The 26125-nt window shown below is 68.2% G+C and carries 25 protein-coding genes and 4 tRNA genes; 13 read left to right on the top strand and 16 right to left on the bottom strand.

Annotated features, from left to right (window positions below):
- Nucleotides 1–222: 222 nt before the first annotated feature.
- The 3 genes from KB201_RS22435 to KB201_RS22425 all read right to left on the bottom strand — a co-directional run bounded on the left by KB201_RS22435 (nucleotide 223) and on the right by KB201_RS22425 (nucleotide 2707).
- On the bottom strand, nucleotides 223–651 hold the full coding sequence (locus KB201_RS22435; RefSeq protein WP_078112450.1) for an SRPBCC family protein: 429 nt from the start codon (nucleotides 649–651) through the stop codon (nucleotides 223–225).
- A gap of 155 nt (nucleotides 652–806) precedes the next feature.
- On the bottom strand, nucleotides 807–2084 hold the full coding sequence (locus tag KB201_RS22430) for an HRDC domain-containing protein (protein ID WP_078112319.1): 1278 nt from the start codon (nucleotides 2082–2084) through the stop codon (nucleotides 807–809).
- A complete protein-coding gene (locus tag KB201_RS22425) occupies nucleotides 2081–2707 on the bottom strand; it encodes a DUF3000 domain-containing protein (protein ID WP_058250234.1) in 627 nt (208 codons plus the stop codon). Before KB201_RS22425 ends, KB201_RS22430 begins: the two co-directional genes overlap by 4 nt.
- A gap of 93 nt (nucleotides 2708–2800) precedes the next feature.
- On the opposite strand from KB201_RS22425, the gene hemE reads away from it, so the two are divergent.
- From hemE to hemQ, 3 genes are read left to right on the top strand one after another with little or no spacing between them, the layout of a single operon-like run.
- A complete protein-coding gene (hemE, locus tag KB201_RS22420; protein WP_078112320.1) occupies nucleotides 2801–3865 on the top strand; it encodes a uroporphyrinogen decarboxylase in 1065 nt (354 codons plus the stop codon).
- Nucleotides 3865–5271 (top strand): FAD-dependent oxidoreductase, encoded by a 1407-nt coding sequence (locus KB201_RS22415; protein WP_211540528.1) that lies wholly within the window; start codon nucleotides 3865–3867, stop codon nucleotides 5269–5271. Before hemE ends, KB201_RS22415 begins: the two co-directional genes overlap by 1 nt.
- A gap of 57 nt (nucleotides 5272–5328) precedes the next feature.
- Nucleotides 5329–6024, top strand: coding sequence for a hydrogen peroxide-dependent heme synthase (hemQ, locus tag KB201_RS22410; protein WP_058250316.1), 696 nt, complete (start codon nucleotides 5329–5331; stop codon nucleotides 6022–6024).
- A gap of 20 nt (nucleotides 6025–6044) precedes the next feature.
- On the opposite strand, the gene msrB is transcribed toward hemQ, so the two are convergent.
- The 4 genes from msrB to KB201_RS22390 form a co-directional block, all read right to left on the bottom strand.
- Entirely contained in the window at nucleotides 6045–6476 is a 432-nt protein-coding gene (msrB, locus tag KB201_RS22405; protein ID WP_058250317.1) for a peptide-methionine (R)-S-oxide reductase MsrB, read from the bottom strand.
- A 41-nt stretch (nucleotides 6477–6517) separates the two neighbouring features.
- The gene (locus KB201_RS22400; RefSeq protein ID WP_211540525.1) at nucleotides 6518–7798 is read right to left on the bottom strand and encodes a glycosyltransferase family 87 protein; all 1281 of its coding nucleotides are present in this window, start codon (nucleotides 7796–7798) and stop codon (nucleotides 6518–6520) included.
- A 58-nt stretch (nucleotides 7799–7856) separates the two neighbouring features.
- Entirely contained in the window at nucleotides 7857–9467 is a 1611-nt protein-coding gene (locus KB201_RS22395) for an alpha/beta fold hydrolase (protein WP_249146314.1), read from the bottom strand.
- A gap of 78 nt (nucleotides 9468–9545) precedes the next feature.
- On the bottom strand, nucleotides 9546–10331 hold the full coding sequence (locus tag KB201_RS22390; protein WP_211540523.1) for a pyrimidine reductase family protein: 786 nt from the start codon (nucleotides 10329–10331) through the stop codon (nucleotides 9546–9548).
- A gap of 35 nt (nucleotides 10332–10366) precedes the next feature.
- Between KB201_RS22390 and zapE (KB201_RS22385) the strand changes: the two genes are divergently transcribed.
- Nucleotides 10367–11380 (top strand): cell division protein ZapE, encoded by a 1014-nt coding sequence (gene zapE / locus KB201_RS22385; RefSeq protein ID WP_211540521.1) that lies wholly within the window; start codon nucleotides 10367–10369, stop codon nucleotides 11378–11380.
- Between the two features lie 131 nt (nucleotides 11381–11511).
- Here zapE (KB201_RS22385) and KB201_RS22380 read toward each other — a convergent pair whose 3' ends face one another.
- From KB201_RS22380 to KB201_RS22360, 5 genes are all read right to left on the bottom strand, one after another.
- Nucleotides 11512–12750, bottom strand: a complete 1239-nt coding sequence (locus tag KB201_RS22380; RefSeq protein ID WP_211540518.1) for an HNH endonuclease signature motif containing protein — start codon at nucleotides 12748–12750, stop codon at nucleotides 11512–11514.
- Between the two features lie 218 nt (nucleotides 12751–12968).
- The gene (zapE, locus tag KB201_RS22375) at nucleotides 12969–13991 is read right to left on the bottom strand and encodes a cell division protein ZapE (protein ID WP_211540516.1); all 1023 of its coding nucleotides are present in this window, start codon (nucleotides 13989–13991) and stop codon (nucleotides 12969–12971) included.
- 89 nt (nucleotides 13992–14080) lie between these two features.
- A complete protein-coding gene (locus tag KB201_RS22370; RefSeq protein WP_374193968.1) occupies nucleotides 14081–14656 on the bottom strand; it encodes a GNAT family N-acetyltransferase in 576 nt (191 codons plus the stop codon).
- On the bottom strand, nucleotides 14653–15471 hold the full coding sequence (locus KB201_RS22365) for a sulfurtransferase (RefSeq protein ID WP_078112321.1): 819 nt from the start codon (nucleotides 15469–15471) through the stop codon (nucleotides 14653–14655). The genes KB201_RS22370 and KB201_RS22365 overlap by 4 nt, the downstream gene beginning before the upstream one ends.
- 19 nt (nucleotides 15472–15490) lie before the next feature.
- Nucleotides 15491–17437 (bottom strand): NAD(P)/FAD-dependent oxidoreductase, encoded by a 1947-nt coding sequence (locus KB201_RS22360; protein WP_211540514.1) that lies wholly within the window; start codon nucleotides 17435–17437, stop codon nucleotides 15491–15493.
- Between the two features lie 138 nt (nucleotides 17438–17575).
- Between KB201_RS22360 and KB201_RS22355 the strand changes: the two genes are divergently transcribed.
- From KB201_RS22355 to KB201_RS22340, 4 genes are read left to right on the top strand one after another with little or no spacing between them, the layout of a single operon-like run.
- Nucleotides 17576–18214, top strand: coding sequence for a nitroreductase family protein (locus tag KB201_RS22355; protein ID WP_137808758.1), 639 nt, complete (start codon nucleotides 17576–17578; stop codon nucleotides 18212–18214).
- Nucleotides 18211–19821, top strand: coding sequence for a class I adenylate-forming enzyme family protein (locus KB201_RS22350; protein WP_211540513.1), 1611 nt, complete (start codon nucleotides 18211–18213; stop codon nucleotides 19819–19821). The genes KB201_RS22355 and KB201_RS22350 overlap by 4 nt, the downstream gene beginning before the upstream one ends.
- Nucleotides 19802–20446 carry a TetR/AcrR family transcriptional regulator gene (locus tag KB201_RS22345; RefSeq protein ID WP_065632091.1) on the top strand — a complete coding sequence of 215 codons (645 nt, stop codon included), beginning with the start codon at nucleotides 19802–19804 and terminating at the stop codon, nucleotides 20444–20446. The genes KB201_RS22350 and KB201_RS22345 overlap by 20 nt, the downstream gene beginning before the upstream one ends.
- Nucleotides 20443–21537, top strand: a complete 1095-nt coding sequence (locus tag KB201_RS22340) for a CaiB/BaiF CoA-transferase family protein (RefSeq protein WP_211540509.1) — start codon at nucleotides 20443–20445, stop codon at nucleotides 21535–21537. Before KB201_RS22345 ends, KB201_RS22340 begins: the two co-directional genes overlap by 4 nt.
- Before the next feature lie 51 nt (nucleotides 21538–21588).
- On the opposite strand, the gene KB201_RS22335 is transcribed toward KB201_RS22340, so the two are convergent.
- The 3 genes from KB201_RS22335 to KB201_RS22325 all read right to left on the bottom strand — a co-directional run bounded on the left by KB201_RS22335 (nucleotide 21589) and on the right by KB201_RS22325 (nucleotide 21853).
- A tRNA-Val gene (locus tag KB201_RS22335) sits at nucleotides 21589–21663 on the bottom strand.
- Nucleotides 21664–21684: 21 nt separating this feature from the next.
- Nucleotides 21685–21758 (bottom strand) — tRNA-Cys (locus KB201_RS22330).
- Nucleotides 21759–21780: 22 nt separating this feature from the next.
- A tRNA-Gly gene (locus tag KB201_RS22325) sits at nucleotides 21781–21853 on the bottom strand.
- Nucleotides 21854–22106: 253 nt separating this feature from the next.
- Between KB201_RS22325 and KB201_RS22320 the strand changes: the two genes are divergently transcribed.
- From KB201_RS22320 to KB201_RS25015, 3 genes are all read left to right on the top strand, one after another.
- A tRNA-Val gene (locus KB201_RS22320) sits at nucleotides 22107–22181 on the top strand.
- A 197-nt stretch (nucleotides 22182–22378) separates the two neighbouring features.
- Nucleotides 22379–22753 (top strand): DUF732 domain-containing protein, encoded by a 375-nt coding sequence (locus tag KB201_RS22315; RefSeq protein ID WP_211540507.1) that lies wholly within the window; start codon nucleotides 22379–22381, stop codon nucleotides 22751–22753.
- Nucleotides 22750–23346: a DUF732 domain-containing protein gene (locus KB201_RS25015; protein WP_249146312.1), complete on the top strand. Its 597-nt coding sequence runs from the start codon at nucleotides 22750–22752 to the stop codon at nucleotides 23344–23346. The genes KB201_RS22315 and KB201_RS25015 overlap by 4 nt, the downstream gene beginning before the upstream one ends.
- Nucleotides 23347–23389: 43 nt before the next feature.
- On the opposite strand, the gene KB201_RS22305 is transcribed toward KB201_RS25015, so the two are convergent.
- Nucleotides 23390–23929, bottom strand: coding sequence for a hypothetical protein (locus KB201_RS22305; protein WP_211540505.1), 540 nt, complete (start codon nucleotides 23927–23929; stop codon nucleotides 23390–23392).
- A 148-nt stretch (nucleotides 23930–24077) separates the two neighbouring features.
- On the opposite strand from KB201_RS22305, the gene KB201_RS22300 reads away from it, so the two are divergent.
- Nucleotides 24078–25475 carry a glycosyltransferase 87 family protein gene (locus tag KB201_RS22300; protein WP_307848117.1) on the top strand — a complete coding sequence of 466 codons (1398 nt, stop codon included), beginning with the start codon at nucleotides 24078–24080 and terminating at the stop codon, nucleotides 25473–25475.
- Nucleotides 25476–25552: 77 nt separating this feature from the next.
- Nucleotides 25553–26053 (top strand): TIGR02611 family protein, encoded by a 501-nt coding sequence (locus KB201_RS22295; RefSeq protein ID WP_211540504.1) that lies wholly within the window; start codon nucleotides 25553–25555, stop codon nucleotides 26051–26053.
- The last annotated feature ends 72 nt before the right edge of the window (nucleotides 26054–26125 follow it).

Here is a 26125-nt window from a genome sequence, read left to right as displayed (position 1 = left end):
AAGAAAGAAATCATCCGATGCCTCAAACGCTACGTCGCCCGCGAACTCTACAAAGCCTTCACCACCGACCTCGGAGCACTTGACAATCTATAGGACCATCTCGTCGCTGGCGCTCCTCGCACCTCAGGGAGCGGAGGGAGGGTGTCGCTTGCACCCCACAGACCAGCGGTTTGGTGGTTCCTCGGGTTAGGGTGCAGAGGGGTCAGGTCGGCCCCGATCGACTCAGCGCAGTGTCGCCAGGTTCGAGATCGACTTGTGCACATCGGATTCCAGGATCTTGGCGACGAGCCTACCGACCGAGCCGTTGAGCAGACCGCCGGACAACTCGGCCGACAGATCGAAGTACGAACCGTCGGCGATCTCGTCGACCTTCATCGCCAGATCGATGTTCACCCCGCCGCGGCCGGTTCCCGACAGCGCGATGAGCCGCGGCTCGTCGTAGTCGGTGACGGTCCAGTGGATCACATTGCGGAAGCCCTTGACCTTGATGAGGGAGGAGATGGTGGTGCCCTCGGCGATCGTGTCGGGGACCGGCGAGCGCCACCCGCCGAAGATGGTCATCCACTCGTCGAAGCGCGAGAGGTTGCTGGCGAGCGCCCATGCTGCGCTCGGTTCGAGGTCGGAGTCGATGCCGACGGAGACTGTGGCCACAGAACTGCTCCCATCGCGGAAGGTGGTGTGCACACCGGAGGTGACTTCCCGGTGGCTCGCGTACTCGGGTGATGGCATTCGGGTCGTGACCCCCGAATGTACGCGACGGTCGGCGCCACAGCGCGATGGCCGGGGGTCTCGTCGGGCTGGGCGATCTACTCGGCGGCCGCCGTCGGCCCTGGTCGGGCGGCGTCGAGGAAGGCCTCGGTCAGGGCCTCCGCACAGAGCGTCCGCTGCCACGTGCGGGCGCCGGCGGCGGCCAGATGTGCATCGACCGCCTCGGTCGTGATCGGTTCCGCCAACCCGTCCCAGCACAGCTGTCGCACCACATCGGGTGCGAGGAGGTTCTCCACCGGCAGGGTGTGGTCTTCGGCGATCTGTTTGAGCACCGGCCGGACCGCCTGCAGCCGCGCCGCGGCCTCCGGGTTGCGCTGATCCCACCGGCTGACCGGGGGCAGGCCCGGTCCGGTCGACTTCCGCGAGGGCAGCTTGCTGTCGGGGATCTCGCGCGCCCGCTGCAGCGCGGACATCCAGACCCCGGCCTGACGGCGCTGGCGCGGGCCGCCAAAGACCGGCAGCTTGGTGAGTTCGGCGATGGACTGGGGGTTCACGGTCGCGGCGTTGACGATGGCGGTGTCGGGCAGGACACGTCCGGGCGCGACATCCCGACGCTGCGCCAGTTCCTCACGCGCGGTCCACAATTCGCGGACCGCGGCGAGGGCGCGGGTGGATTTGACGGTGTGCACGTTCGACGTCTTGCGCCACCGGTCGGTGCGCGGCGGTGCCGGTGGCCGGCCCAGGACGTACGCGAATTCCTCTCGCGCCCAGCCGTCCTTGCCCGCTTCCGCGAGTGCGGCGTCCATGGCGTCGCGCAGTTCGACGAGGACCTCGACGTCGAGCGCGGCGTAGTTCAGCCATTCGTCGGGCAGCGGGCGGCGCGACCAGTCGGCGGCGCCGTGTCCCTTGAGGAGTCCGAGCCCGAGGAACTCCGCCACCATCGCGGCGAGGTTGACCTTGGCCAGGCCCAGGAGGCGTCCGGCCAGCTCGGTGTCGTACAGCTCGACGCACTCGAAACCGAGTTCGCGGAGGCACGGGAGGTCCTGATCGGCCGCGTGCAGCACCCATTCCGGTCCGCGCATCGCGTCGATGACGGGCGCCAGCGCGCCGGGATCACCGATCGGGTCCAGCAGGAAGCTCCCCGATCCGCGTCGTTTGATCTGGATCAGATAGGCGCGTTGCGAGTACCGGTAGCCCGACGCGCGTTCGGTGTCGACGGCGATCGGCCCGTCGCCGGCTGCCAGAGCGGCTGCCGCGTCGGCGAATTCGGTGGCGGTCGCCAGTACCGGGGGCACGCCGTCGGCCGGCCGGAGCAACGGGGTGACCTCCGGCGCGGGGTCCGGCTCGGCCGCATCCCCGGGGGCGGAGTCGTTCACGTCGCGCCGAGTTCGGTGACCCCGACCGGCGGGAGGCCGGCGGCGGAGGCGAGGACGTCGCAGAATGCCTCGAGGTGGTTGTTCAGGCCGTCCGAGCTCAGGGCGGTCCACGAGGCGCGCACCTCGAGCTGATGTGCGCGCGGAGGTCCGGCGATGTCGCCGTACCGGACCGACGTCGTGGAGGTGACGGTGCCGCCGAGCGCGGTCACCTCGACTCGGTGGGCGGAACCGTCGGGGGTGGCGGTCGCGCCCACCGGGACGCCGAGGGCGTCGCTGAGCCAGCTCCAGGCCACCTCGGGCAGCAGCGGATCCATGGCCAAGGCGGCCTCCACCTCCGCCTGGAGGAACGCGACGAGGCGCATGGTGCCGTTCCACGCGTCCTGTCCAGCGGGATCGAACAGCAGGATGAGGCGCCCGAACGCGCTGCCCTGCGAATCCGTGGGCACCACGTCGAGGTCCTCGGGCGGGCGCACCTCGGCACCGACGGCGTAGCTGTACGGCGCCAGGCGCTGCGGCGGCCGGATCGGTCCGACCTCGATCTCGCGGCGCACCCGGGCAGCATGCAGCGACTCCACCGCCGCGCGGAAATCAGCAGGCTCGTCCGGAGCTCCCGAAGAGGTCACCGTTCGACCGTAGGGCTGGGGTGCCCGGCCACGGCGGAGGCGCGCCGAGGACCACCCGTGCGCAGATCGAGGGGCATGGCAGAGTAAGCGGTGATGTCGAACGCAACTGGTACCCGGGTCCATAGGTCGAACCTGCCGCTCGTCGCCGCGGCCACCGGCGCGACCCCGTCACGCCGTCCGGTGTGGTTCATGCGGCAAGCCGGTCGCTCGCTGCCCGAATACCGGGCCATCCGCGCCGATCACGGCATGCTGGAGTCCTGCTTCGACGCCGAACTGGTCTGCGAGATCACCATGCAGCCCGTCCGCCGGCACGACGTCGACGCGGCGATCCTGTTCTCCGACATCGTGGTGCCGCTCAAGGCCGCCGGCATCGACCTCGACATCGTCGCGGGCACCGGGCCGGTGATCGCCGAGCCGGTGCGCTCGCCCGACGCGGTGTCGCGCATCCCGCGGCTGGAACCGGCAGCGGTCGGCTCGATCGCGCGGGCCATCGAACTACTCCTCGGCGAGCTGGGGGACCAGGTGGCGCTGATCGGCTTCGCCGGAGCGCCGTTCACCCTGGCCTCGTACCTCATCGAGGGCGGCCCGAGCCGCAACTACGAGCGGACCAAGGCGATGATGCACGGCGACCCGGAGACGTGGGCCGAGCTGATGGCGCGTCTCGCCGACATCACCATCGCGTTCCTGCGCGTCCAGCTGGAGGCCGGGGTCGACGCGATCCAGCTCTTCGACTCGTGGGCGGGCATGCTGTCGGCCGCCGACTACCAGCGTTTCGTCGCACCGCACAGCGCCCGTGTCCTGGCCGAGGTCGCCGGGTACGGCGTCCCGCGCATCCACTTCGGCGTCGGCACCGGTGAGCTGCTCGCCCCGATGGCGCATGTCGGTGCCGATGTCATCGGCGTCGACTGGCGCGTGCCGCTCGAGGAGGCCGTGCGCCGGGTGGGCCCGGGCAAGGCCGTGCAGGGCAACCTCGATCCGACACTGCTGTTCGCCGGTCCCGACGTCGTCGACGCCGAGGTCCGCCGGGTGGTCGCCGATGGCGACCGGGCGATCGCCGCCGGGGCGGTCGGGCACATCTTCAACCTCGGACACGGCGTGCTGCCCGGCACCGACCCGGACGTGCTGACCCGGGCCGTCGAAGTGATCCACAGCCTCTGATGTCCCCGCGGGTCCGAATCGCGATCGTCGGCGGCGGGATCTCCGGTCTGACCGCCGCCTACCGCCTTCGTCGTGCGCTCGGACCCGACGCGCACCTCGACCTGCTCGAGGCCTCCGGACGGGTGGGCGGGGTCCTGCACACCACGACGGTGGGCGGTCGGACCGTCGACGTCGGGGCCGAGGCGTTCATCGTCCGGCGACCCGAGGCGCTCGAACTCGTCACCGAACTAGGCCTCGCCGACCGGATCGTCTCGCCGACGCCGCGCCGTCCCGCGGTGTGGTCGGGTAAGCGGTTGCATCCGTTGCCAAGTCCGGCGCTGATGGGCATCCCGGCCGGACCGGCCGTCGTCGACGGTCTCGCCGACCCCGAGGACGTCGACCGCATGTCCGGTGAACCCGACCGTTCGATGCGGTGGGAAGCCGGGACCGATACGTCGGTCGGGCAGCTGGTCGCCGACCGGTTCGGGCCCTCGGTGGTGGCGCGCAGCGTCGACCCGATGCTCGGGGGTGTGTACTCCAGTCTCGCCGGCGACATCGGGGTCCGCGAGGCGCTACCGGCGCTGGCCACGCGCCTCGACGCGGGCGCGCCGTCGCTCACCGCTGCCGTCGGCGACCTCATCGCCGCGGGGGCCGGGGCCTCGGGGCCGGTCTTCGGCGCCCTCGTGGGCGGATACCAAGTCCTCCTCGACGCCCTGCGGACCGCGGCCGGCGTCGAACCCGAGATCTCGTGTCCGGTCACCGAAGTCACTCCGTCGGGGGCCGGGTGGGTGCTCGTCTTCGGTACGGCTCGCGACCCGCGACCGTACGACGCCGTGCTCCTGGCCGTGCCGGCCTGGCGGGCGGGGGAGCTACTGGGTCGGTCCGCGCCGGACCTGTCTGCGCCGTTGCGCGCGGTCCGGGGCGCCTCGTCGGTGGTGGTGTCGATCGCGCTCGCGCCGGGGACCGAGCTGCCCGATCACTCCGGTGTGCTGGTGGGGACCGGAGAAGGATTGCGCGCCAAGGCTTTCACGTTCAGCTCGCAGAAGTGGGCGCATCTGTCGGATGCGGACCGGCCGGTCTCGGTGCGGGCGTCGTTCGGGAGGTTCGAGGCGGTGGTACCGGATGAGACGACCGAACCCGGCGTCGACGACCGGCTGCATCGTGAGGCACTCGAAGACCTCGACGAGGTGTGCCGCGCCGCCGGTGTCGCACCGGTGTCGTCGCGGGTCGTCGACGCATACGTCCAGCGTTGGGACGACGGACTGCCGGTCTATGCGCCCTGGCACCTCGCCGCGATGTCGCAGGTGCTGGCCGCGCGGCCGTCGCGTCTGGCCTTGGCCGGGTCGTCGTATGCCGGGGTCGGGGTGCCGGCATGTATCGGCCGGGCCGGTCGCGCGGCGGCCGAACTGCTGGCAGATCTGACGTGACCCGACTCCGCTGACCTGCCTGGTCGCCGGGTGGGCGCCGGTGGCACGATGGCACCCATGAGCCGCTTGGATTACGCAGAACTCAACTCGACGATCCGCTACCTGATGTTCTCGGTGTTCGCGGTCCGCCCAGGTGAACTGGGTGCTGATCGCGATCAGGCCAAATCCGACGCCGCGGACTTCTTCAAGTCCCTCGAGGACACCGGCGTCGTCGTCCGCGGTGTCTACGACGTGTCGGGTCTGCGCGCCGACGCCGACTTCATGATCTGGTGGCACGCCGAGGACGTCGAGCCGATCCAGGCCGCCTACGCGAAGTTCCGTCGCGAGACCGTTCTGGGACGGGCGTGCAACGCGGTGTGGAGCAACGTCGCGCTGCACCGGCCCGCCGAGTTCAACAAGAGCCACATCCCGGCGTTCCTCGCGGGCGAGGACCCCGGCAACTACATCTGCGTGTACCCGTTCGTGCGGTCCTACGAGTGGTACCTGCTGCCCGACGAGGAGCGGCGCAAGATGCTCGCCGACCACGGGAAGGCAGCGCGCGCGTACAAGGACGTCCGCGCCAACACGGTGTCGTCGTTCGCGCTGGGTGACTACGAGTGGCTGCTGGCCTTCGAGGCGCCGGAGCTGCACCGCATCGTCGATCTCATGCGTGATCTGCGCGCCACGGAGGCGCGGATGCACGTGCGCGAGGAGACCCCGTTCTTCACCGGACCGCGGGTCGAGGTGCCGGCGCTGATCGACGCCCTGCCCTGAGCAGAGCGCGGGACCGGCCGCTACTCGGCCGGTTCCAGCGTCAGGCTGATGGAGTTGATGCAGTAGCGCAGGTCGGTGGGGGTGTCGTAGCCCTCACCGGCGAAGACGTGGCCGAGGTGGCTCTTGCAGTTCGCGCAGAGCACCTCGACGCGCCGCATGCCCAACGAGTTGTCCTCGACCTCGATGATCTTGTCGCCGGCGAGCGGGGAGAAGAACGACGGCCAGCCGCAGTGCGATTCGAACTTCTGCTCGCTACGGAACAGTTCGGTGTTGCAGGCGCGGCACCGGTAGATGCCGACCGTCTTGGTGTCGGTGTATTCACCGGTGAACGGCGCCTCGGTGCCGGCCTGGCGGAGGACACGGTATTCGGCGGGAGTCAGGCGCTGCCGCCACTGCTCGTCGGTGAGTTCGGCGAGATTCTCGGCGTCGGTCGACGGGGTGCTGTCGGTCATGTCCTCCACGGTAGCGCGCTGCCGGACCGGCTTTGGCAGCACTATTTCGACAGGCCCACGGTCTCGCTCGTGGAAGTCGTGGTCTCGGTGGCGGGGATGCTCGGCGCGTCGGTCTCCGAGCGGACCGGCGGCACCATGCCGGCCATCCCGTCGGACCTCATGTCGAGATAGCGGAACAGCAGCGAGCAGAACACCGCGATCATCAGGAGTGACCAACCCCAGGTGACCTTGTTGTACTCGACCATCCAGCCGAACGCCGTCCAGCGGTCGGAGTAGAAACCGTCGAAGGTCATGCACCCGTAGACACCGAGCCAGGCGGGCCAGTTGCGCATCGGCGATCCGGGCAGCAGCACCGTCATCAGGAGCGGGAACAGGAGCATCGAGTAGTAGCCCTGGCCGAGCGAACCTACGAGGAAGGTCGTGCACAGCAGCACCCCAGACGATGCCGTGATCCACAGCAGTTCGTTGGTCCTGCGGTAGTAGCGGTACAGGAACCACAGCGAGAACGCGGCCATCGCGACGAACGCGACGCGGAGCAGTAGTACCAGCCAGGGTGCGACGCCGAAGTACGCGCCGTTGCCGGCGATCGAACTGTTGTAGTAGTCGCGCGCCTCGCCGAGGTACGGGACGGTCCGGCTGATGAAGTCGTTCGCGTCGACCGACAGGGGCCAGGCGACGATCGTCAGGACGACCGGAACCACGATGGCGAGCGCGAACACCCGCCACTGCCGGTTGAGCAGCGGAAGCAGCATCAGCGGCGCCAGTACCGGTTTCACCGCGAGGGTGAGGCCCATCGGCACGCCCGCCCACCAGTCGTGCCGGCTGAGCATCAGCATCAGGAAAGCGAGGAGGCCGAGGAGCACGAACGAGTTGAAGTTCGTGAAGATCAGCGTGTGCGAGACGGTTTCGGTGCTGAAGAAGAAGAACAGGACCGTCGGCATGACCCACGAGTTGACCGCGAACCCGAACATGCGGGTGAGCAGGTAGGCGCAGATCAGCAGCGCGATGACGCTCGCCGCGATGAAGGCCCAGCGGGCGCGCTCGTAGTCGATGACCGCGACCGGCGCCATCAGCAGGGTGCCCGACGGCGGGTAGAGGTAGTGCGGGTCGACCGTGGCGTAGTTCTCGCCGTAGACCGGTAGGCCGTTGAGAAAGTTGTAGGCCGCGGCGTACACCGGTTTGAAGTCGTCGGTGCGGTCACCGTTGACCCCGAGGAACACCGAGCGGTGCACGACCATGAGCAGGCTGATCGGCCACAGGACCATCGGGATGATCCGCTGAGCACTCATCGGGGGATAGAGATACCTGTCGAGATTGGCCACCCGCGAACCGTACTACGCGCGCCGCCGAGCTCAGAACCGTGCGGCGTGGTCTGGGGACTCAGGTGGGGCAGCCCCGCTGGGTCGGACCCTGCAGCGGTGCCCGATCGACGTACTCCGCGACGACCTCGGCGGCGCACGCACTGCGTCCCAGGACCGAATACCCCAGGCCGTCCCAGGTGACGGTCACCGGCTCGGCCTCGGCGTTCATGAACAGCGGCACCAGAGCATTGGCTCCCTCGCCACCGTTGATCGGGTCGCGCGTCCCGTTGAGGATCAACGGGTCGGCGGGCAGCGACGTGGGTGGTCGGACCGGATTGCCCGACGCCCAGCCGTTGCACCGAACGAGTGACAGCGCACTGTTCGCGCCGGTGAGGGGGTTCTGCTTGGACCACGCGTCCACCAGACCCGGCACCTCGTTCTGTCCGACCGGGCCGGTCACGTCGTTGCAGCGGGACACCAGGGCGCCGTCGGGGAGCCGCAGGGTCGCGGCGCGATCGGCGAGCCGGACCAGCGCCGCGGTCTGGCCGCGGTCGGCAGCTGCGATGGCATCTGCGAGGTCGAGCAACGATTGCGGGCGGTCCGGCGCCAGGGCCAGGGTCGTGGTGATCGCCTCGAGCGCGGCCGTGTCGGAGAGCGACTCGAGGTCGCCCGCCCGTGCCTTGCCCAGCATGCGGGTCATCGTCGCGACCCCGTTGGACCCGAGCGCGCAGCCCGGTAACGCCGAGCACCGCTGTGCGAAGCCCTGGAGCGCCACCTGGACGCCCCGCGCCTGGGACTGTGCGCGATCCCGGGCGTTCGCGCCGAACGGGGTCGGGGTGTCGAGGATGATCCGCCCGGCACGTCCGCCGTACAGGGACGCGTAGGTGAGCACGACGTCGGAACCCTCACCGGTGCCGATGAGCCCGAGATGTTCGACGCCCCAGCGCTGCCGCAGGGACTCGAGGTCCGCGGCGGCGTTCGCGGCCCCGAAACTCAGTTGGTAGGGGGTGAGCGTCTCCGTGCACCCGTCCGAGGCCGATGACGCGGCCGTGGACAGGCGCGAGATCCGCGCGTCCGTCGTCGTGGCGCGGTCGACGAGGCCGTTGTTGGCGATCGTCGTGCGTTCCAGTCGGGTCATGCAGTCGATGTCGCTGCTGAGCGGGATGCCGCGGTGGTCGACCGCGACCACGGGGTGCGAGGAGAGGAACGCCCGGCCCGGGCCGGCGGTCATCACCATCAGCGTCCGCGACGACGGCAGATCGGAACCGGAGGTGAGGACGAGCGGCGCCGCGTCGGGTGGCGTGTCCGCGGTCCGGGCGCGCGTCACCGCGATCGACACGACCTCGCCGTCGGGTTGGTCGCGGTCGATGGGCGAGTCGTATTCGGCACATTCGATCGTCACGCCTTCCGGACGTGGCACCCCGTATCGTTCGCTCGTCTCGGCGGCGCACTCGCTCCACTCGAGATCGGTCATCGGCACCGCGAGCGCGGGGGCGGGGGGAGCGGTCGACGACGACGGTGCCGGTCCCTCCTGACCGCCGCCGCCCGGGATCAGGTCGGGACCACGGTCGGGACCGACGGCACAAGAGGACAGGACGATCGCCGCGATCACGCCGGCGACCACACCCGCGAGAGCCCTCGGGCGGGAGTTCGGTGCTGCGCCGACGGCCGGGGTGTGCGCTCTTGGCATGTCCGCGAGCGTAGTCAACGAATCCGCGAGGACGCTCGAGCCGGGTGTCGGTTGAGTCCCGGACCGGGAGCGGAAAGCTCACCGGGTGGACGGGCGGCCGTCGCGGACCCAGCGGGTGAACACGAACCCGTCGTCATCGGTCATGATCGACGCCGGGTGCAGTGCGCGCAGGACCGCCGCCCCCTCGTCGGTGACCGCGATGCGGCCGGCGATCCCGCCGACGAGGTGCGGGCTCGTGGTCAGACACAGCTCGTCCACGGCATCGGCTGCCACGAGCGAACCGAGCAGACTCGGACCGCCCTCGCAGAGCACCCGGGACCATCCGCGAACACCGCAGTGCTCCAGGATGGCCGCGGTCGACACGGCGTCGTCGCCGCAGTCCACCAGCGTCGCGCCGGCATCGAGCAGAGCCCGCCGGCGATCGGCGGGCGCGTTCGAACAGGTGAGGACGACGGTGTTCTCGTGGGACACGGGCTCGAAGTCGGGCGGTATCGACAGCGACCGGGACACGAGCGCGAGTGCCGGGGCGGGCGCCTGCCCCAGCGATCGCCGGACTGCGGCGAGGGCGTCGTCGGGTGCGGGTTGCCCATATCCCTCGGTGGTCGCCGTGCCCGCACCCACGAGGACGACGTCGGCGAGCCCTCGCAGCACGCGGAACACGGCTTTGTCGCCGGGACCGCCGAGACCGCCGGACTTGCCGTCGACGGTGACCGCACCGTCGATCGACGACACCATGTTCGCCCGCACGAACGGCGCGCCGTCGTCCGGATCCGTGGACGATCGAGGGGGGTACGAGTAGAGCTCGGCCAGCCGGACCAGCTCGTCCTCGGATGTGACCTGGGTCGCTTTCTGCAGGTGGAACATGCGTTCATCATTCCGCGCCTGGCTACTCTCCACACATGGTGGCCCGACTCTGCGATCGCAACCCTGCGACCTCGCCCGACGCACTCATCGACGAGATGGTGCCCCCGTCGACCTTCGACGACGTGAGCTTCGACTCCTACATCCCCGACCCCAACGAGCCGTCGCAGGCCGAGGCGGTGGCCAAGGCGCGCGACTTCGTGGCGCGGGCGTCGAAGGCGCGCTCGGGCAAGAAGGGCCTGTTCTCCCGGAAGGCGCCGGCAAAAGGGGTCGGTCTGTATCTCGACGGCGGCTTCGGCGTCGGCAAGACCCACCTGCTGGCGTCGATCTACCACTCGATGCCCGCACCGAAGTCGTTCGCCACGTTCGTCGAGGTCACACACGTGGTCGGCGCGCTGGGCTTCGTGAATGCCGTCGAGCGGCTCTCACAGCACACGGTGCTGTGTATCGACGAGTTCGAACTCGACGACCCGGGCGACACGATGCTCGTCTCCCGGCTGCTGACCGAACTCACCGCCAAGGGCGTGTCGATCGTCGCCACCTCCAACACGCTTCCCGGCCAGCTGGGGGAGGGCCGGTTCGCCGCCCAGGACTTCCTACGGGAGATCCGCAAGCTGTCCTCGGTGTTCGAGACGATCCGCGTCGACGGTCCCGATTATCGTCACCGCGATCTGCCGCCGGCGCCGGAGCCGCGCAGCGAGTCCGAACTGACGGAGATCGCCGAGTCCACCGACGGCGCGACCCTCGACGACTTCGATGCCCTGTGCGACCACCTCAGCACCCTGCACCCGTCGAAGTACAAGGACCTCGTCGACGGCGTTTCCCTGGTCTGCATCTCGGGGGTGCACCCGGCCGAGGACCAGTCGGTCGCCCTGCGCCTGGTGGTGCTCGCCGACCGTCTCTACGACGCCCACATCCCGGTGACCGTCTCGGGCGCGAAGCTCGACGAGATCTTCACCGAGGAGATGCTCGCGGGCGGTTACCGAAAGAAGTACCTGCGCGCCACGTCGCGCCTGCTGGCTCTCTCGCGGTTCGCGGAGTCGGCGGCCTGACTTCGGGGTAGAGGCCGTCGTCGGCGGCCCTCACACTGTGGAGTTGTCAATGTACGTAAAGCAGCCCGGGTTTCGGGCCCCCGCGACAACGTGCCACCAGCAGGCGGCCGAGGTTGTCGAGGTCCGGTGACTCAGGCGGCGTCGTCGAGGCGCATGGTGCGTCGGTTGTAGGCGGGGAGCGGTCGGCGCGCGGGGTCGACTTCGACGGGTGGTATCAGCCACGGATGTCGGTCGTAACCCAGGACGACGTCCCAGCCATGGAGGTGAACCTGCGTGTGGCATCGCTGGCAGAGCAAGCAGCCGTTGTCCAGGCTGGTCGTTCCGCCGTCCGCCCAGTGTTCGAGATGGTGGACCTGGGTATGTGACGGTGGCGCACCACATTTGATGCAGCAGGCGTCCCGGACGACCACGGCCTTGCGCAATTCCGGTGGGAAGACCCGCTTTTCGCGACCCATGTCGAGGGGCACGGTGGCCGAGTCGACCACGATCTCGGTCAGGGTGCCGTCGCACGTGAGAGCGCGGGCGGTGGTGTCGGTGATGGTGCCCGTCCATGGCAGGGTGCCGAGGTCGGTGGCGTCGGCGGGGATGGTCAGGATCAGTTGTGTGCGTGGGGCTCCCGCGGTCTGGACGGTGGCGCCCAGGCATGCCTGGTCGAGGATCAGTTCGAGCGCATCGGCGCGCCGTTCTGCGGGCGAGCGGCGATCGCCGGCGCCGTCGGGTTCGGGTCGCGGGACGGAGCGCTCGTCGATCATGGCGATGAACTTCTCGCCGATGACGTTGGTCAAGTCGGCGGCGATCTCGACCCGGCCATCGTCGGTGACGTTGTGGACGACGGCATTGAGTGTCCGATCCTCGGCGGCCGGGACTCCGCCGTTGGTCTCGGCAACCGTGTTGCCGAGGGCTCGAGCACGTCGCAGCACCTCTGCGGGCGTGGCCCCGGACAGTGCCTGGGTGATCAACTCGGTCTCGAAGGCGGCTCGGTCGTCGTCGACAAGCGCAGTGGCCGAGCGCTTCTCGATGTGATCCAGGCCTCGGGCGACGGCGTCGACGATCTCGGCGGAAAGACGGCCGTCGGCGGCGTGGCCGGCAACCTTGGGTAGATCTTCTAGTCTGTCAACGATCCGCACGATTCGCGAGGCCACAGCGGGCGCGAAGCCCATCTCGATCAGCAGCCTCCGTAGCGTCGAGTGGTTTCGCTCAGCGACTCGTAGGCGACCCAGTTTTGCTGAGCGCATGGCGATCCGGTGATCGATCACGTTCCGCATAAGCCGCAGCGTCTCCAGCTCGATGAAAGCTGCACGCCCGGCGGGATCATCAGCTGGTGACTCGGCGTCGACCAGTTGATCGAGAAGCAGTGTGAGATCGGTCATGCCTCCAAGGTACTCGACATCCTGGCGAGCGCCAGGGGTTTTGCACATGAATACTGTTGCACTGCAATCACTCTGAGAATGTGGATCGAGGCGTGATTACCACGAGAACGCACCTTCAGTCACAGGAGTATCCGGTTGTCCCGTGATGTGGCGCGAACTTGAGTTGGTTCGACTCAAGAAAACGCCAGGGATTCGACCACGACGGCGGAACGCCGCGATTACGGAGTCGAGCGGATCAACCGCAGACGACTGGTCATACGAAATGCATCGGGACGGGAGGCCGTTGCGGCGGCGCAGAAGTCGGGCAAGGAGTGGGGCGAGGTGAACGTGACGGCGATGTCCTCGTCGACCAGGATGTCCACAAGGTTGATGAACCGCTGCTGCGCCTCCTCGTCGGCGACATCGAATGTCGGTACGTCGGTGATCGTCCATCGGGGATACATTCGCGCCGACGTCAGATACTCGATGGTTGACACCGGCGCGTCACACAAGTGCGCAAACGAGGCCTGCAGACACCCGTCACGCTCGGAGTGGACCTCGAAACGTCGCCCACGAACAGTGAGCCCGACTGTCTGGGTGGTCTCGGACACGCGACCTGACGGCGGCACTGTGATCCAAGTTCCCGCGGCGAAGCCGACGGAGTCCCCGCGGGGAGATGTGCGGTAGTCGGTCTGCCCGTTCAGGTGATGGACGTCGAAATGATTCTTGATCAGCGTGATGCCGGGCTCGAAGAGGTGATGCCAGATGGGGTTCGGCAGAAGGTCATCCGGGGCGTAGTTCGACGTCGCGAGGACGGTGATCCGGCGGGCGAGCACGTACTCCAGCAATCGGATGAGGAGACGTGCGTCCCCGGAGTCGTGCACGTGAAGCTCGTCGAAGTACAACAGCTCGCTGTCGCCGAGGACATCGTCCATGCCCAGGCGTAGCGAGTGCGGGTCGTGCCGGTGCTCGTGTACTCGGCGCTGGAGTTCCTCGAAAAAGCTGTGGAAATGGATCCGCGTCTTCCTCGGTACGGGGCTCACGTTGTAGAAGGCATCGGCCAGCCACGTCTTGCCCCGACCGGCCGAACCGTGGACATAGAGCCCGCGCGGGCCCGACGAGCGTCGTGTCCGCCGGCGTCCCTCCGGAACGAGGACGGCGAGCCGATCGACGAGTAGCCGTTGCTGAGGGTCCAGCACGATCCCGGCGTCGGCGGCCGCCGCCGAGATCGCGGTGACTACTGCATGACGCTCTGCGGACACTCTCGAATGGTCACACGGAAAGCGTGGTGTCTTGACAGCGCGTGGCCGAAGTCACCAGTCCAGGTGCGACGTCCGATCGAACCGAAGGCTCACAGCCGCTGCGTGAACACGTAGTCGTGCTCGATGCTGTCACCGAGGGTGAAGGTCTTCGCGCCGGCGCGTTCGAAACCCATCTTCGTGTAGAACCGCTGGGCCCGGACGTTGAGCTGGTTCACGCCCAACCACACCAGAGCGCTGCCGTGCGACCGTGCGCGATCGAGCGCGGCACCCATGAGCAGGTGAGACGGAGTCGCGCCCTGCCGCGAATGATGGTCGCGCAGCACGTACATCTTCGAGATCTCGCTCACCGGACGCTCGGTCACGACCGCACACACGTCGGGGTGCGTCGGGTCGCGATGCATCACCAGCGCGTACCCGAGGATCGGTCCGCCGACACCGTCGCGCGCGACCAGGACGTCCGCAGTCGGATCGGCGATGTGATCACGAAAGTTGTTCTCCCGCAGATTGTCGGCGACGAAACTCTCGATGTCGGCCGGCGTTGCGTGCGGCGGGCACGCGAGCGGGAACGTGATGGCGGCGACCTCGGCGACTCCCGCCGCCGCTGCGGGGTCGGTCACGACCTCGACGGTGACATCGGCGAGGTCGGCGATACCGGGATCGGTCACGACAGCGGCCGAGCCGGATCGGCGGTCCAGGCGTTCATCGATCCGTCGTAGACCGCGACGTCGTCGCGTCCGAGGCTGTGCAGTGCGAATGCCGCAGCGGTGGCAGCGATTCCGCCGCCGCAGTACGTGACCGGGCGTACCGACGGGTCGAGGGCGCCGACATCTGCAAACAGTTCGCGCAACTCCTCTAGCGGCCGGAGGCGCCCCGCGTCGTCGACCAGTTCGGCGAACGGCACGTTGACACTGCCGGGAATGTGGCCGCCCGCGAACGATTCCCGGTCGAGCGCGTTGACCAGCAGGACGGAGGACTCGCCGGTGGCGGCCGCGACCTCGTCGGTGGAGACGATCCGCTGGGGCCGGCGGCGCGGGGTGAACGAAGCCGGGGTGGTCGTGACCTCGCCGGTCTCGACCGGGAGGCCGGCCGCGGTCCAGGCGGCGTATCCGCCGTCGAGGACGAGTACGTCGTCGAAGCCCTCGAGTCCGAACTGCCACCACAGTCGCGTGGCCCAGATGCCGTTGGCGGTGTCGTACACGACGACGGTGGAGTCGTCGCCGATGCCGAGGCGGCCGACCGCGTCGGCGAAACGCGCGGAGTCTGCGGCGGCGAACGGTGCTTCGCCGTCGGGGTCGCTGAGGTCGGTGATCTGATCGGCGAACACCGCGCCGGGCAGGTGCCCGGCCAGATAGGTCTCCCGACCGGAGGCGACGTGTGCGCCGTCGGCATCGAAGGTCAGATGGACGGTGGCGTCGACGATGCGGAGATTCTCCTCGCCGAGGCGGGCGGCGAGATCGGTGGCGGAGATGAGGGGCGTCATGACAGCCACGGTAGTCGCGTCAGTCGACGAGGGGTTCGGCGACGAAATCGTCGAGGTCGACACTGCGCGTCCGCGCCCAGTAGTCGACGATCCGCCATGGCAGGACGGCGACGACGCGTCCGTCGGGGTTGCGATACCAATTGGTCATCGCCGGATGCGTCCACACCATCTGCGCGTGGGCGCGGTCGACGGCGTCGTTGTATTCCTCGGTGACGTCCCGCCGGACTTCCAGTGCGCCCAGCCGGTTCTCGATCATCGCGCGGAGAGCGTCGCAGACATAGCGCACCTGGTACTCGAGGATGCTGATGAAGCTGCCGCCGTGTCCCAGTGCGGTGTTCGGCCCGGTGAGGATGAACAGGTTGGGGAAGTCGGGTGCGGTGATCCCGAGGTAGGCGTACGCGTCGTGATCACCCCACGCCTCGACGGTGTTCTGCCCGCTGCGTCCGACGATGTCCATGGGGTAGAGGTAGCGGTCGCTGTGGAATCCGGTGGCGAAGACGATGATGTCGAAGTCGTGGGCGGTGCCGGTGCCGTCGACGAGTCCATCGGAGGTGACCCGTTCGACGCCGTGTGGAACCAGCTCGACGTTCGGCCGACGCAACATGCGAAACCAGCCGTTGTCCAACAGCATCCGCTTGCCGAAGGGCGGGTAGTCGGGAGTCGACAGGTCGATGAGGTCGTCGCGGTCACCCAGTTCGCTGCGCAGGTAGCGCAGGTAGAACTCGCGGTGACCGTGATTGACGGCGTTGATCGACGCGGTCGGCTCGGGCCAGTCCGGGTCGATGCGCAGGGTCGAGTGGACCTTGTCGTTGAAGATCCACGACAGCCGTGCGCGGTACCACTCCCGGTACCCGGGGAGGTTGTCCATCAGCCAGTGCACGTCGTCGCCGACCGGCGCGAAGTAGTCATCGTTCGGCGCGATCCACTGCGGCGAGCGCTGGAAGATCGTCAGCGATCCGACCCGATCGGCGATGGCCGGCCCGATCTGCATCGCGCTGGCACCGGATCCGACGATGGCGACCCGTTTGCCGGTGAGCGCGCCGGGACCGTCGAGTTCGTCCGGCCATTGTGCGGAATGGAAGATCGAACCGGTGAAGTCGTCCATCCCCGGAAGTTCGGGAAGCTTGGGGCGGTTGAGGAGACCGACTGCGCTGATGAGGATCCGGGCGGTCAGGGTGTCCTGGTGGCCCTCGCGGTTACGGACGTGGACCGTCCAGCGCTGGGTCTCGGCGTCGTAGGCAGCCGATAGGACCTCGGTGCCGAAGCGGACGCGATCGCGCACCGCGTGCCGGTCGGCGAAGGCCTGTAGGTAGCCCTGCACCTCGTCGCGCTTGCCGAAGTGCGTGGACCACGGGTGGTCGAAGGACGAGATCGAGTACAGGTAGCTCGGCGTGTCCACGCCGGCGCCGGGGTACCGGTTCTCGTACCACGAGCCGCCGACCTCGTCGTTCTTCTCCAGCACGGTGTGCTCGACGCCGGCTCCGGCGAGTTGCGTGGAGATCAGCATGCCGGCCACACCGGCGCCGATGACCAGCGCGTCCATCGACGTGGCGAGATCATCGGGCAACGCCGGCAGATGCATATCCCGGAGGTCGCCACGGACGATCTCGGTCATCATCGGCGCGAATTCCGGGGCCACCTGCTCGCCCGCCGTGAACGACATCAACGATGCGACGAGTGCCTCGTCGGCCGGCTTCCGCGCAGGCCGGCCACGGTCGTACCAGTCCTCGAGGGCGTCGACGACCGCCGCGCGGATCTCCTGCTGGACGTCCTCTCCGAGCCCGCCCGAGGAGTTGTCGTCCATGCCTCGGCTCCGCGTCGGGCGGAATCGATCGGCCATCCACCGGTGGTCACCCGTCATCTCCACGAGGACCGCGAGCAGGGTCGGGATGTTGCCCGCCGCCACGAATGCCCGGATCTCCGCTGTGGTCGGTCGCGTCTCCGGACGCAGCGAAACAGATGTCATGGATAAAACTAACCACTGTTAGTAGTGCGTCGTCAACACCGCGTTTTACTTGAACTGACGGGCCTTGACGGCGAAAACGAGCTGTGTCACTGTGTCCTCAGTCATACTAACAATGGTTAGTGAGCACGGAGGATTGACATGGATCTCAGCGAGGCAATGCGCACGACGGGCACCTGCCGCTACTTCAGCGACCGTCCGGTGGAGGACGAGGTGCTGTACCGGGCGTTCGACGACGCGCGATTCGGCCCGCAGGGCGGCAACCGCCAGCCCGTCCGTTGGGTCGTCGTCCGCGACGAGGTGACCAAGAAGGCTCTCGCCGACCTGTACCTGCCGTTCTGGGAGGGCTACTACGCCGCGGTCGTCGAGGGGTCGAAGAAGGTCGGCGCCATCCCCAAGACCGTGGAGAGCGCCAACTATTTTGCGCACCACCTCGCCGAGGTGCCCGCCCTGATCGTGGTGTGCGCCGAGATGGACGGACTGCACCCGACCGACCACGAACTGGGCAGGCTCAGCGTCGTCGGCGGGGCGTCGATCTATCCGAGCGTGCAGAACCTGACGCTCGCGCTTCGGCAGCAAGGCGTGGCCACTGCGCTGACGACCCTGCTGTGCGCTGCCGAGAACGAGGTGAAGGACCTCCTCGGCATCCCCGAGGGTTATCTCACCGCCGCCCACATCGCCGTCGGCTATCCGCGTGACGACTTCCCTCGCAAGCTGTCCCGGACCCCGGTCGAGGAGATCGCCTTCCTCGACCGCTTCGACAACCGGATGTTCGCGTGAGCGCCCCCGCCGTGAACCCCTCGACGCGCGCTCTCTCTCCCGCACAGACCTCGATGCTGGGCCGGGCCACCATCGGTGACCAGCTGCGTCGCCTGGCCCGGTCCCAGGGTTCGACCCCGGCGATCGTGGCCTACGACGCGGAAGGCGGTCGTACGTCGACCTCGTACGCGGAGCTGAACACGATGGCCAACCGGGTCGCCCATGTGCTGCTCGACCTCGGCGTCGGGCGCGGGGATCGCGTTGCGGTGATGAGTCGCAACCGGGTCGAGACGGTCGCCACCTACTACGGCGCCCTCAAGGTCGGCGCCGCGTACTCCGGCGTGAGCCCGATGTTCCGCGAAGGCGAGGTCGCACAACAGCTCCGCCACCTGGAGCCGACGGTGCTGGTGGTCGAACAACCGCTGTCCGCGCTGGCCGGCCCCATCGCCGACAGTCTCGGCATCTCGGTCCTCGTCGTCGGCGACGCCGAGGGGAACTCGTGGAACTCCTTCGACGAGTCGGTGGCCGCGGCGGACGACTCCGAACCGGAGTGTGAGGTCGACGAACACGACCTCGCGATGATCGTCTACACCAGCGGGACCGAGTCGACACCCAAGGGCGTCGAGATCGCCCACCGCAACTACCTCATCTCCACCTCGCCCGCGTACACATGGGGACTTCGCTGCCGCAACGACGACGTGTGGCTCTACGTCATGCCCTTCCACACCATCGCCGGGATCGGTTCGCTGACGTCGCTGACGCTGCTGGGTGCCACCCTCGTCCTGCCGGCCGCGGTCGACCCGGCGACGGCGTTGCGGATGATCCGGGACGAGAAGATCTCCGTCCTGGCGCAGACGCCGACGTTCTTCATCGCGCTGGCCAATCACCCCGATTTCGGCCCCGACACCGTGGGTACGGTGCGTCGCTGCCTGACCTACGGCGGCCAGGTGTCGCCGCACGCGGTCGACGCGTGGGCCGCGGCCACACCCGAGTCCGTCTGGGGCACATACTGGGGACAGTCCGAGCTGACCCAGCTCGGCTCGGTCGGCTGGTTCCGGCGGCTCGAAGACGTACCGGACCAGGACCCGACCTGGATCGGCAAGCCGGTCGGGCACCTGGAGGTCCGGGTCGTCGACGCCGACGGCAACGACTCCGAAGAGGGCGAGCTGCTGTGTCGCACACCGTCGGTCATGCTCGGCTACTTCAAGGACCCCGAGCGCACCGCGCAGGTCTTCGAGGGTGGCTGGGTGCACACCGGTGACATCGTCCGCATCGACGCCGACGGCAACCTGTTCTTCCGCGACCGGCGCAAGGACATGATCAAGACCGGCGGGTTCAACGTCGCATCGCAAGAGGTCGAGCGTGTCCTGCAGGCGCACCCCGACGTCGAGCGCGCCGCCGTCGTGGGGCTGCCCGACCCCTACTGGTCGGAGGCGGTCACCGGATTCGTGGTGCTCCGCGCCGGCGCGGAACACACCGGCGCGGACATCCGTGAGTACTGCCGAACCGACCTGGCATCGTACAAGGTGCCCAAGGAGGTCCACGTGGTCGACGCGTTGCCGACCGACGCCCAGGGCAAACTGCTCAAACGCGAGTTGAGGAAGGCCTATGGAACCGGTCAGGGCTGAGATCGACGCCGACGCTGCCACCGACGAAGACCGGACGCCGCCGGCGCGGCGGCCCCGCCGACGCCGCGACGAGATCGTCGAGGCCGCGGCCCGCTACTTCGCCGATCACGGCTACTCCAACGCGGGGATGCGTGACATCGCCCAGGCGGTCGGTATGCGGGGTGCGAGCCTCTACAACCACTTTCAGTCCAAGGAGGAGATCCTCTACGCCATCGCGCTGCGGATGACCGAGGATCCCCAGCAGGATCTGCTGCTGCTCGACGCCGAGGGCGGTCCCGTCGAACGGCTCACGAACCTGATCGAGGCCCACGTCCGGCGCCTGGCGCGGCACCGGGTGGAACACCTTGTCGCCCTTCGGGAATTGTCGGCGCTGACACCCGAGCACCGACGGGTGGTCACCGACTATCGGAAGTACTACCAGCGTCGAATTCGCGATGTGATCGCCGCCGGCGCCCGACTGGGGCTGTTCGAGGTCCGCGACCCACACCAGTCGGCGATCGCGGTGCTGGACCTGATGAACGGGATCAGCTGGTGGCTCAACGACTCCCACGATGTCGACCAGTTGGTCCGCGACTACGTCGACTTCACGATCGGTGGCGTTCTCCACCATCGTCCGACGTCGTGAGCGGACCACTCGCCGGCGTGCGGGTGGTCGAGATGCCCGGACTCGGGCCGACCCCGCACGCCTGCATGCTGCTCGCCGATCTCGGCGCCGACGTCATCCGGATCCGGCGGCCCGGCCCCGATCTGCCCGGGCCCGACGGTATCCCGGATGCCGACGCCGGTCTGTACCGGTCGCGACGCACCGTCGACGCCGACGTCAAGGACCCCGACGACGTGGCCCGCATCCGAGAGCTGATCCGGCGCGCCGACATCGTCGTGGAGGGGTTCCGGCCGGGCGTGATGGAACGTCTCGGACTGGGTCCCGAGATCTGCTCCGACGCACCGCAACTCATCTACGCGCGCATGACCGGATGGGGTCAGGACGGGGATCGTGCCGCGAGCGCCGGACATGACATCAACTACCTGGTGGTCACCGGTGTGCTCGAGGCGATGGGTCCGGCCGGCGCCCCGCCGGTGCCGCCGCTCTCGCTCGTCGGCGACTTCGGCGGGGGATCGATGCTGCTCGTCGTCGGCGTGCTGGCCGCTCTGCACGACCGCACGCGCACCGGCCGAGGCCAGGTCATAGACGCCGCCATGGTCGACGGTGCCGGACTGCTCGGCGCGCTGCAGTGGTCGTGGAAGGCCGCCGGACGCTGGGGGTCTCGGGACCAGGGCAATCTCCTCGACGGCTCGGCGCCGTTCTACGCGACATATCGGTGCGCCGACGACAAGTTCGTCGCCGTCGGCGCGCTCGAGGAGAAGTTCTGGCGGAACCTGATCGACACCCTCGGCATCGGCGACCTGCCCGACCGGTGGGACCGGGCCTCGTGGCCGGTGATCAGCGCGGCATTGCAAGCCCGCTTCGGGTCGCGTACGCGCGACGAATGGGGGAGTGTGTTCGACCGTGTGGACGCCTGTGTGACACCGGTTCTCGACTTCGACGAGGCCTCGGCAGACCCGGTCGCGGTGCAACGCGGTTCGTTCGTGCGCGTCGACGACGTGATCGCGCCCGCGCCGGCACCGCGGTTCTCGCGGACCGTACTGCCGGCGCCCTCAGGTCCGTCGGCGGCGTCGTTGGGGGAAATCGTCGACGAGTGGTCGGCGGGCAACTGAAAGGCCGATGAGCCCACGAAAAACCCCCGGAGCGATCCGGGGGTTTTGTCGTGGTGCGCGATACAAGGATTGAACTTGTGACCTCTTCCGTGTCAGGGAAGCGCTCTCCCACTGAGCTAATCGCGCGGGTATGGAATTGTGCAGCGGTGGAGGTGGCGACGGGAATCGAACCCGTGTACACGGCTTTGCAGGCCGTTGCCTCACCACTCGGCCACACCACCAGATGCGAGTCGACTCGCGCCGAGCGGATGACGGGATTCGAACCCGCGACCCTCACCTTGGCAAGGTGATGCGCTACCAGCTGCGCTACATCCGCATGCCCACGAGCGATCTTGTGGATCGTGCTGCTCGCGGTGCGAAGAGAAACTTACGCGATGGTTTCCGAACTATCCAAATCGCCTGGTCAGGGGCGTGGCCGCGAGTGAATCCCCAGCGTGTGATTCGCTCCCGTGCCGTGTAGGGGCGTTTGTGACGTGGCCCACCGCGGTGATTTGGGACTTCTGCGCAACCCGTGTAATCTTCTGGCTCGTGCGCAGGCGCCCCCGGCACTGACCGAAGGCGCCCGACACGGTCCCGTGGCTCAGTGGAAGAGCGTCCCGTTCACACCGGGAAGGTCGCTGGTTCGATCCCAGCCGGGACCACCACAGTTCCACAAGCCCCGCCGACATCGGCGGGGCTTTTCTCGTTCGACCTCACCCGCTCGTCTCGCCGGAACCCGGGGTTCGGTCGATCGGATGAACAACGCATCTACCTCCGGTTTTGCCGTCATGCAATGGATACGATGCGGCGGCAGATGTGGCGATGAGTGCTCACAGCTGCAGTCGGACGCTTGGAGAGTGACATGACCAGACGCTGTGACTGGCTCGGCGGGCTTGCAGTGTTCGCGTCGGCCGCCGTCATCGCGCTCGGTGCCGGTGACGCCTCGGCAGCACCCGGTGACTACCTCGCTGTTCTGGAATCGCGCGGGATCTACACGACAACTCCTGGGGCGACGTCTTGCTTCGACTATCCCGACGACGACACCAGCGGTTGCAGCAGACGAATCACCACAGCCGACGATGCTCTTCATACCGGCCACTGGGTGTGCAATCAGTTGAAAATAGGCCGTTCACCGTCTTCCATCGCCCACCAGATGTACACAGCGGATGGGCTGTTCCTCAGCAAGAAGAACTCCGCCATCGTCGTCGACGCCGCGCACAAGGAGCTTTGCGAATGAAGCGACTCATCATCGGAATCCTGGCCACGTTCGCTCTGGTCGCGGGACTGCTCGTGGGTGTCGGGCAGGCATCAGCCATCACGGTTGCCGAACAGGCCTTCGTCAACAAGGCGCGGACGCTGCCCACTGCTGCCTGGCCGAACAGTCGGTACACCACTGACGCGGAGATGGTGGCGGGAGGCTACCGAGCCTGCGGCGTCATGGACCGATACCGCGACACTCAGGTTGCCGAGCGGATTTTCTACAACCCTGACGGCAGCTACCAGCCCGCGCACACGCAGCGACTGTTCCTGGTCTACGCAACCCAAGACCTATGCCCACGTCACGCCCATCGCTACGAGGAATCCACTTCGGCCCAACGCGAAGGCGGACCTTGCTTCGTGCACGAGTACGGCCTGGACTCCGCCGATGGCAAGCTCTACTGCTCTCCAGAAGGCGACGGCATCTGGCGCAGCCATGCGGTCTCGCGCGCACCCAAGGTTCGAATCGGCACACCCTGCCCGAAGCTCGGTGCTCGCGCGATGGTCTACCAGACCGACGGCATCGCCACCTGCCGCCAGTCGAGCAGCGCCGGTTTGCGGTGGCAGTGGTAATCGCCGCACCAGCGTTTCGTCCGTTCGGCATCACCGACCTGCGTCAGTATGGACTGCATCCCTGAACGAACACGGGCCGGTATGGCTGTCCCGCAACCGCATCGACGTCGTCGAGAGCCCGGGCCAGCACGACGACCGCGGCGTCCGCGGACCGCTGCAACGGCGCGGCGAGGAGCGCGTAACCGTGTCGCATCGTCACCGTGGCGACGATGCGCGCCTGCCAGCCCGGCGCGTCGGCCGGCGGTGACTGGATGCCGTCGAGAACGCGGCAGGTCGACCGCTGCGCGAGCTCGTCGCCGTCGTTCCCGGTCGAGAGATCGATGAGTATGTCGGCCACTCGCCGCTGGTCGGGTCGTAGCGCAGAGTCGTCGGGGAGTGGCCAGGGGTCGAGCCGCGGGCGCACGACCTCGGACGGGGTCTCGAGTGCGATGTGGATCGGTGGAACCGGACCGTCGGCAGTTCTCGACGAGGTGTCGCGCGTCATCGCGACCGGCTCGATGCCTTCCCCGACGCATGCGACGGTCAGCGTCGACGATGCCGCGATGACCAGTACGACGCCGAGGGTTGCTCGTAGTGATGACATGGTGTCGTCCCCAAGGTGATCTCGTCACCCACCGAGGTCAACGGTAGTCCGGCACGGACCGTCGCGATCCAGCTGTCCACCGAACAACCGACCACGCCCCACGGCGTTGCGCGTGATGCAGCTCACAGACAGGGCGTACGCTCGCCGCGTGGCCGCGAAGACTGCCGTCGATCTGCCGGAGTCGTCTCGTCCTGTGCCCGCACGGATCCCGACGGCGGCAATCGTCGTGGCGGCCGTCGTCGCGGTCGGGGTGATCGCCTGGCACATCGCGGCGTTCCCGATCGCCAACCCGTTCTACGGGCTCTTCGAGAACGCCACTGATGCCCGCGTCTATCGCGCGGGCGCGGCCACCGTGCTCGACGCGGGTCCGCTGTACGACGCACCCGTCCTGTGGCGTCTGCACTTCACCTATCCGCCGTTCGCCGCGGTCGTGTTCGTCCCGCTGGCTCTGCTCACCGAGGCCGTCGCCAACATCGTCTGGTGGACAATCGGTTTCGCCTCGCTCACCGGCGTGATCGGGATGTGCCTTCGCAGCCTGCGCTACCGGCCCGACGGTCGCCTGATCACGTTCGCCGCCTTACTCGCGATCTCGTCGACCGCCCTCGAACCCGTCCGAACCACCATCTGGCTCGGACAGGTCAACCTCCTGGTGATGATCCTGATCCTCGTCGACCTGGTGTTCCTCCGGACGCACTCTCGATGGCGCGGAGTGGCTATCGGCATCGCCGCCGGGATCAAACTGACGCCCCTGTTCGCCGTCGTCTACCTGCTCGTGACCTGCCAGTGGCGCGCGGCAGCCACGGCGCTGGCGACGTTCGCGGCGACCGTGATGATCGGATTCCTCGCCGTCCCCGCCGACTCGTGGGCCTACTGGACCCGCCACCTCACGGACACCGAACGCATCGGCCGGGCCGACTCGCCGGCCAATCAGTCGGTGCGCGGATTCGTGTCGCAGATGTTGTCGCACTTCGACATCGGGCGGTTCGCCGAGCCCGCACCCGGCGGACCCGTCTTCGTCGCGCCGACGTGGCTGTGGCTCCCGCTTGCGCTGGTCGTCGCCGCGCTCGGACTGCTCGCCGCGGTGGTTGCCCACCGCGACGGTCGCGACCTCCTCGCGGCCACGATTGTCGGCATGACCATGTGTGCGGTCTCGCCCTTCGCGTGGGGACACCACTGGGTCTGGTGCGTGCCGCTGTTCGTCGTCGCGCTGGATCTGGTGGTGCGGCGGGGGAGCGCGGCTCGCACGTGGTGGTACTGGCTCGCGCCGGCCGGCGTGGCTGCGCTGACGTTCACCTGGTGGCGGCACTGGTGGGACAGCGGGCCGTACCTCACCTCCGACCATGCGATCGCGTTGGGGCTTTTCATGATGCCGCGAAACGGTGACGACTCCGTCGTGGGCGATCTGCTCGTCGTGCTGTATTCGGGCTGCTATCCGCTGCTTCTCGCGGTCACCGTGTCCGCGACTCTGATCGACGGCGCGCGGCGGAGGCGACGGCGCCGCTCGACCACCCTGCCGAGGCCGGAGGCCCACACCTGCATCGCGTAGCCTGGACGTCACTTTCCAGGCCGAGACGAACACCGGGCCGAAGTGCGCAGCGGGCCGAATGAACGAGGTGGGAGACGATGCCGACACCGGGGGCGAGCGAGTCGGGAGTGAACGAGGCGTCCACACCGAGCGGCGCGCGGACGTCGGCCGACGCGGACCGCGGGTCTCTCCGGCATCGCCTGCGCGTCCGCGCACGCCATCGTCGCTACGTCGTGCGCAGCAACCCGAAGTGGCACGGCATGTACCGCATCGCGGTCGGGACCATCGGCACGATCGTCCTGCTGTGCGGCATCGTCGCGATCCCGTACCCGGGCCCGGGCTGGCTCATCGTGTTCCTCGGACTGGGCATCCTGGCGTCCGAGTTCGACTGGGCGCACCGGTTGCTGAAGTTCGCGCGGGCGAAGTACGACGCCTGGATGGACTGGATGAGTCATCAGCACTGGTCGGTGCAGGCGATCTTCTGGCTCGGCACCTGCGCGATCGTCATCGCGACCCTGTGGGTTCTGGGCGCCCTGAACACCGTCGCCGGTTGGGTGGGCCTCGACTACAGCTGGCTGGCCAGTCCCGTCTTCGGCTGACGACTCGAGACGCGGGTAGGGGCACACGGTAGGGGTGCACTCCACGACGACCCGTCGCGGATACCATCAGAG

It is taken from the genome of Gordonia sp. SCSIO 19800 (genome assembly GCF_018132775.1).
Taxonomy (GTDB): Bacteria; Actinomycetota; Actinomycetes; order Mycobacteriales; family Mycobacteriaceae; genus Gordonia; species Gordonia hongkongensis.
The sequence above is the reverse complement of the archived record's forward strand: the minus strand, read 5'-3'. Positions and strand labels throughout refer to the sequence as shown.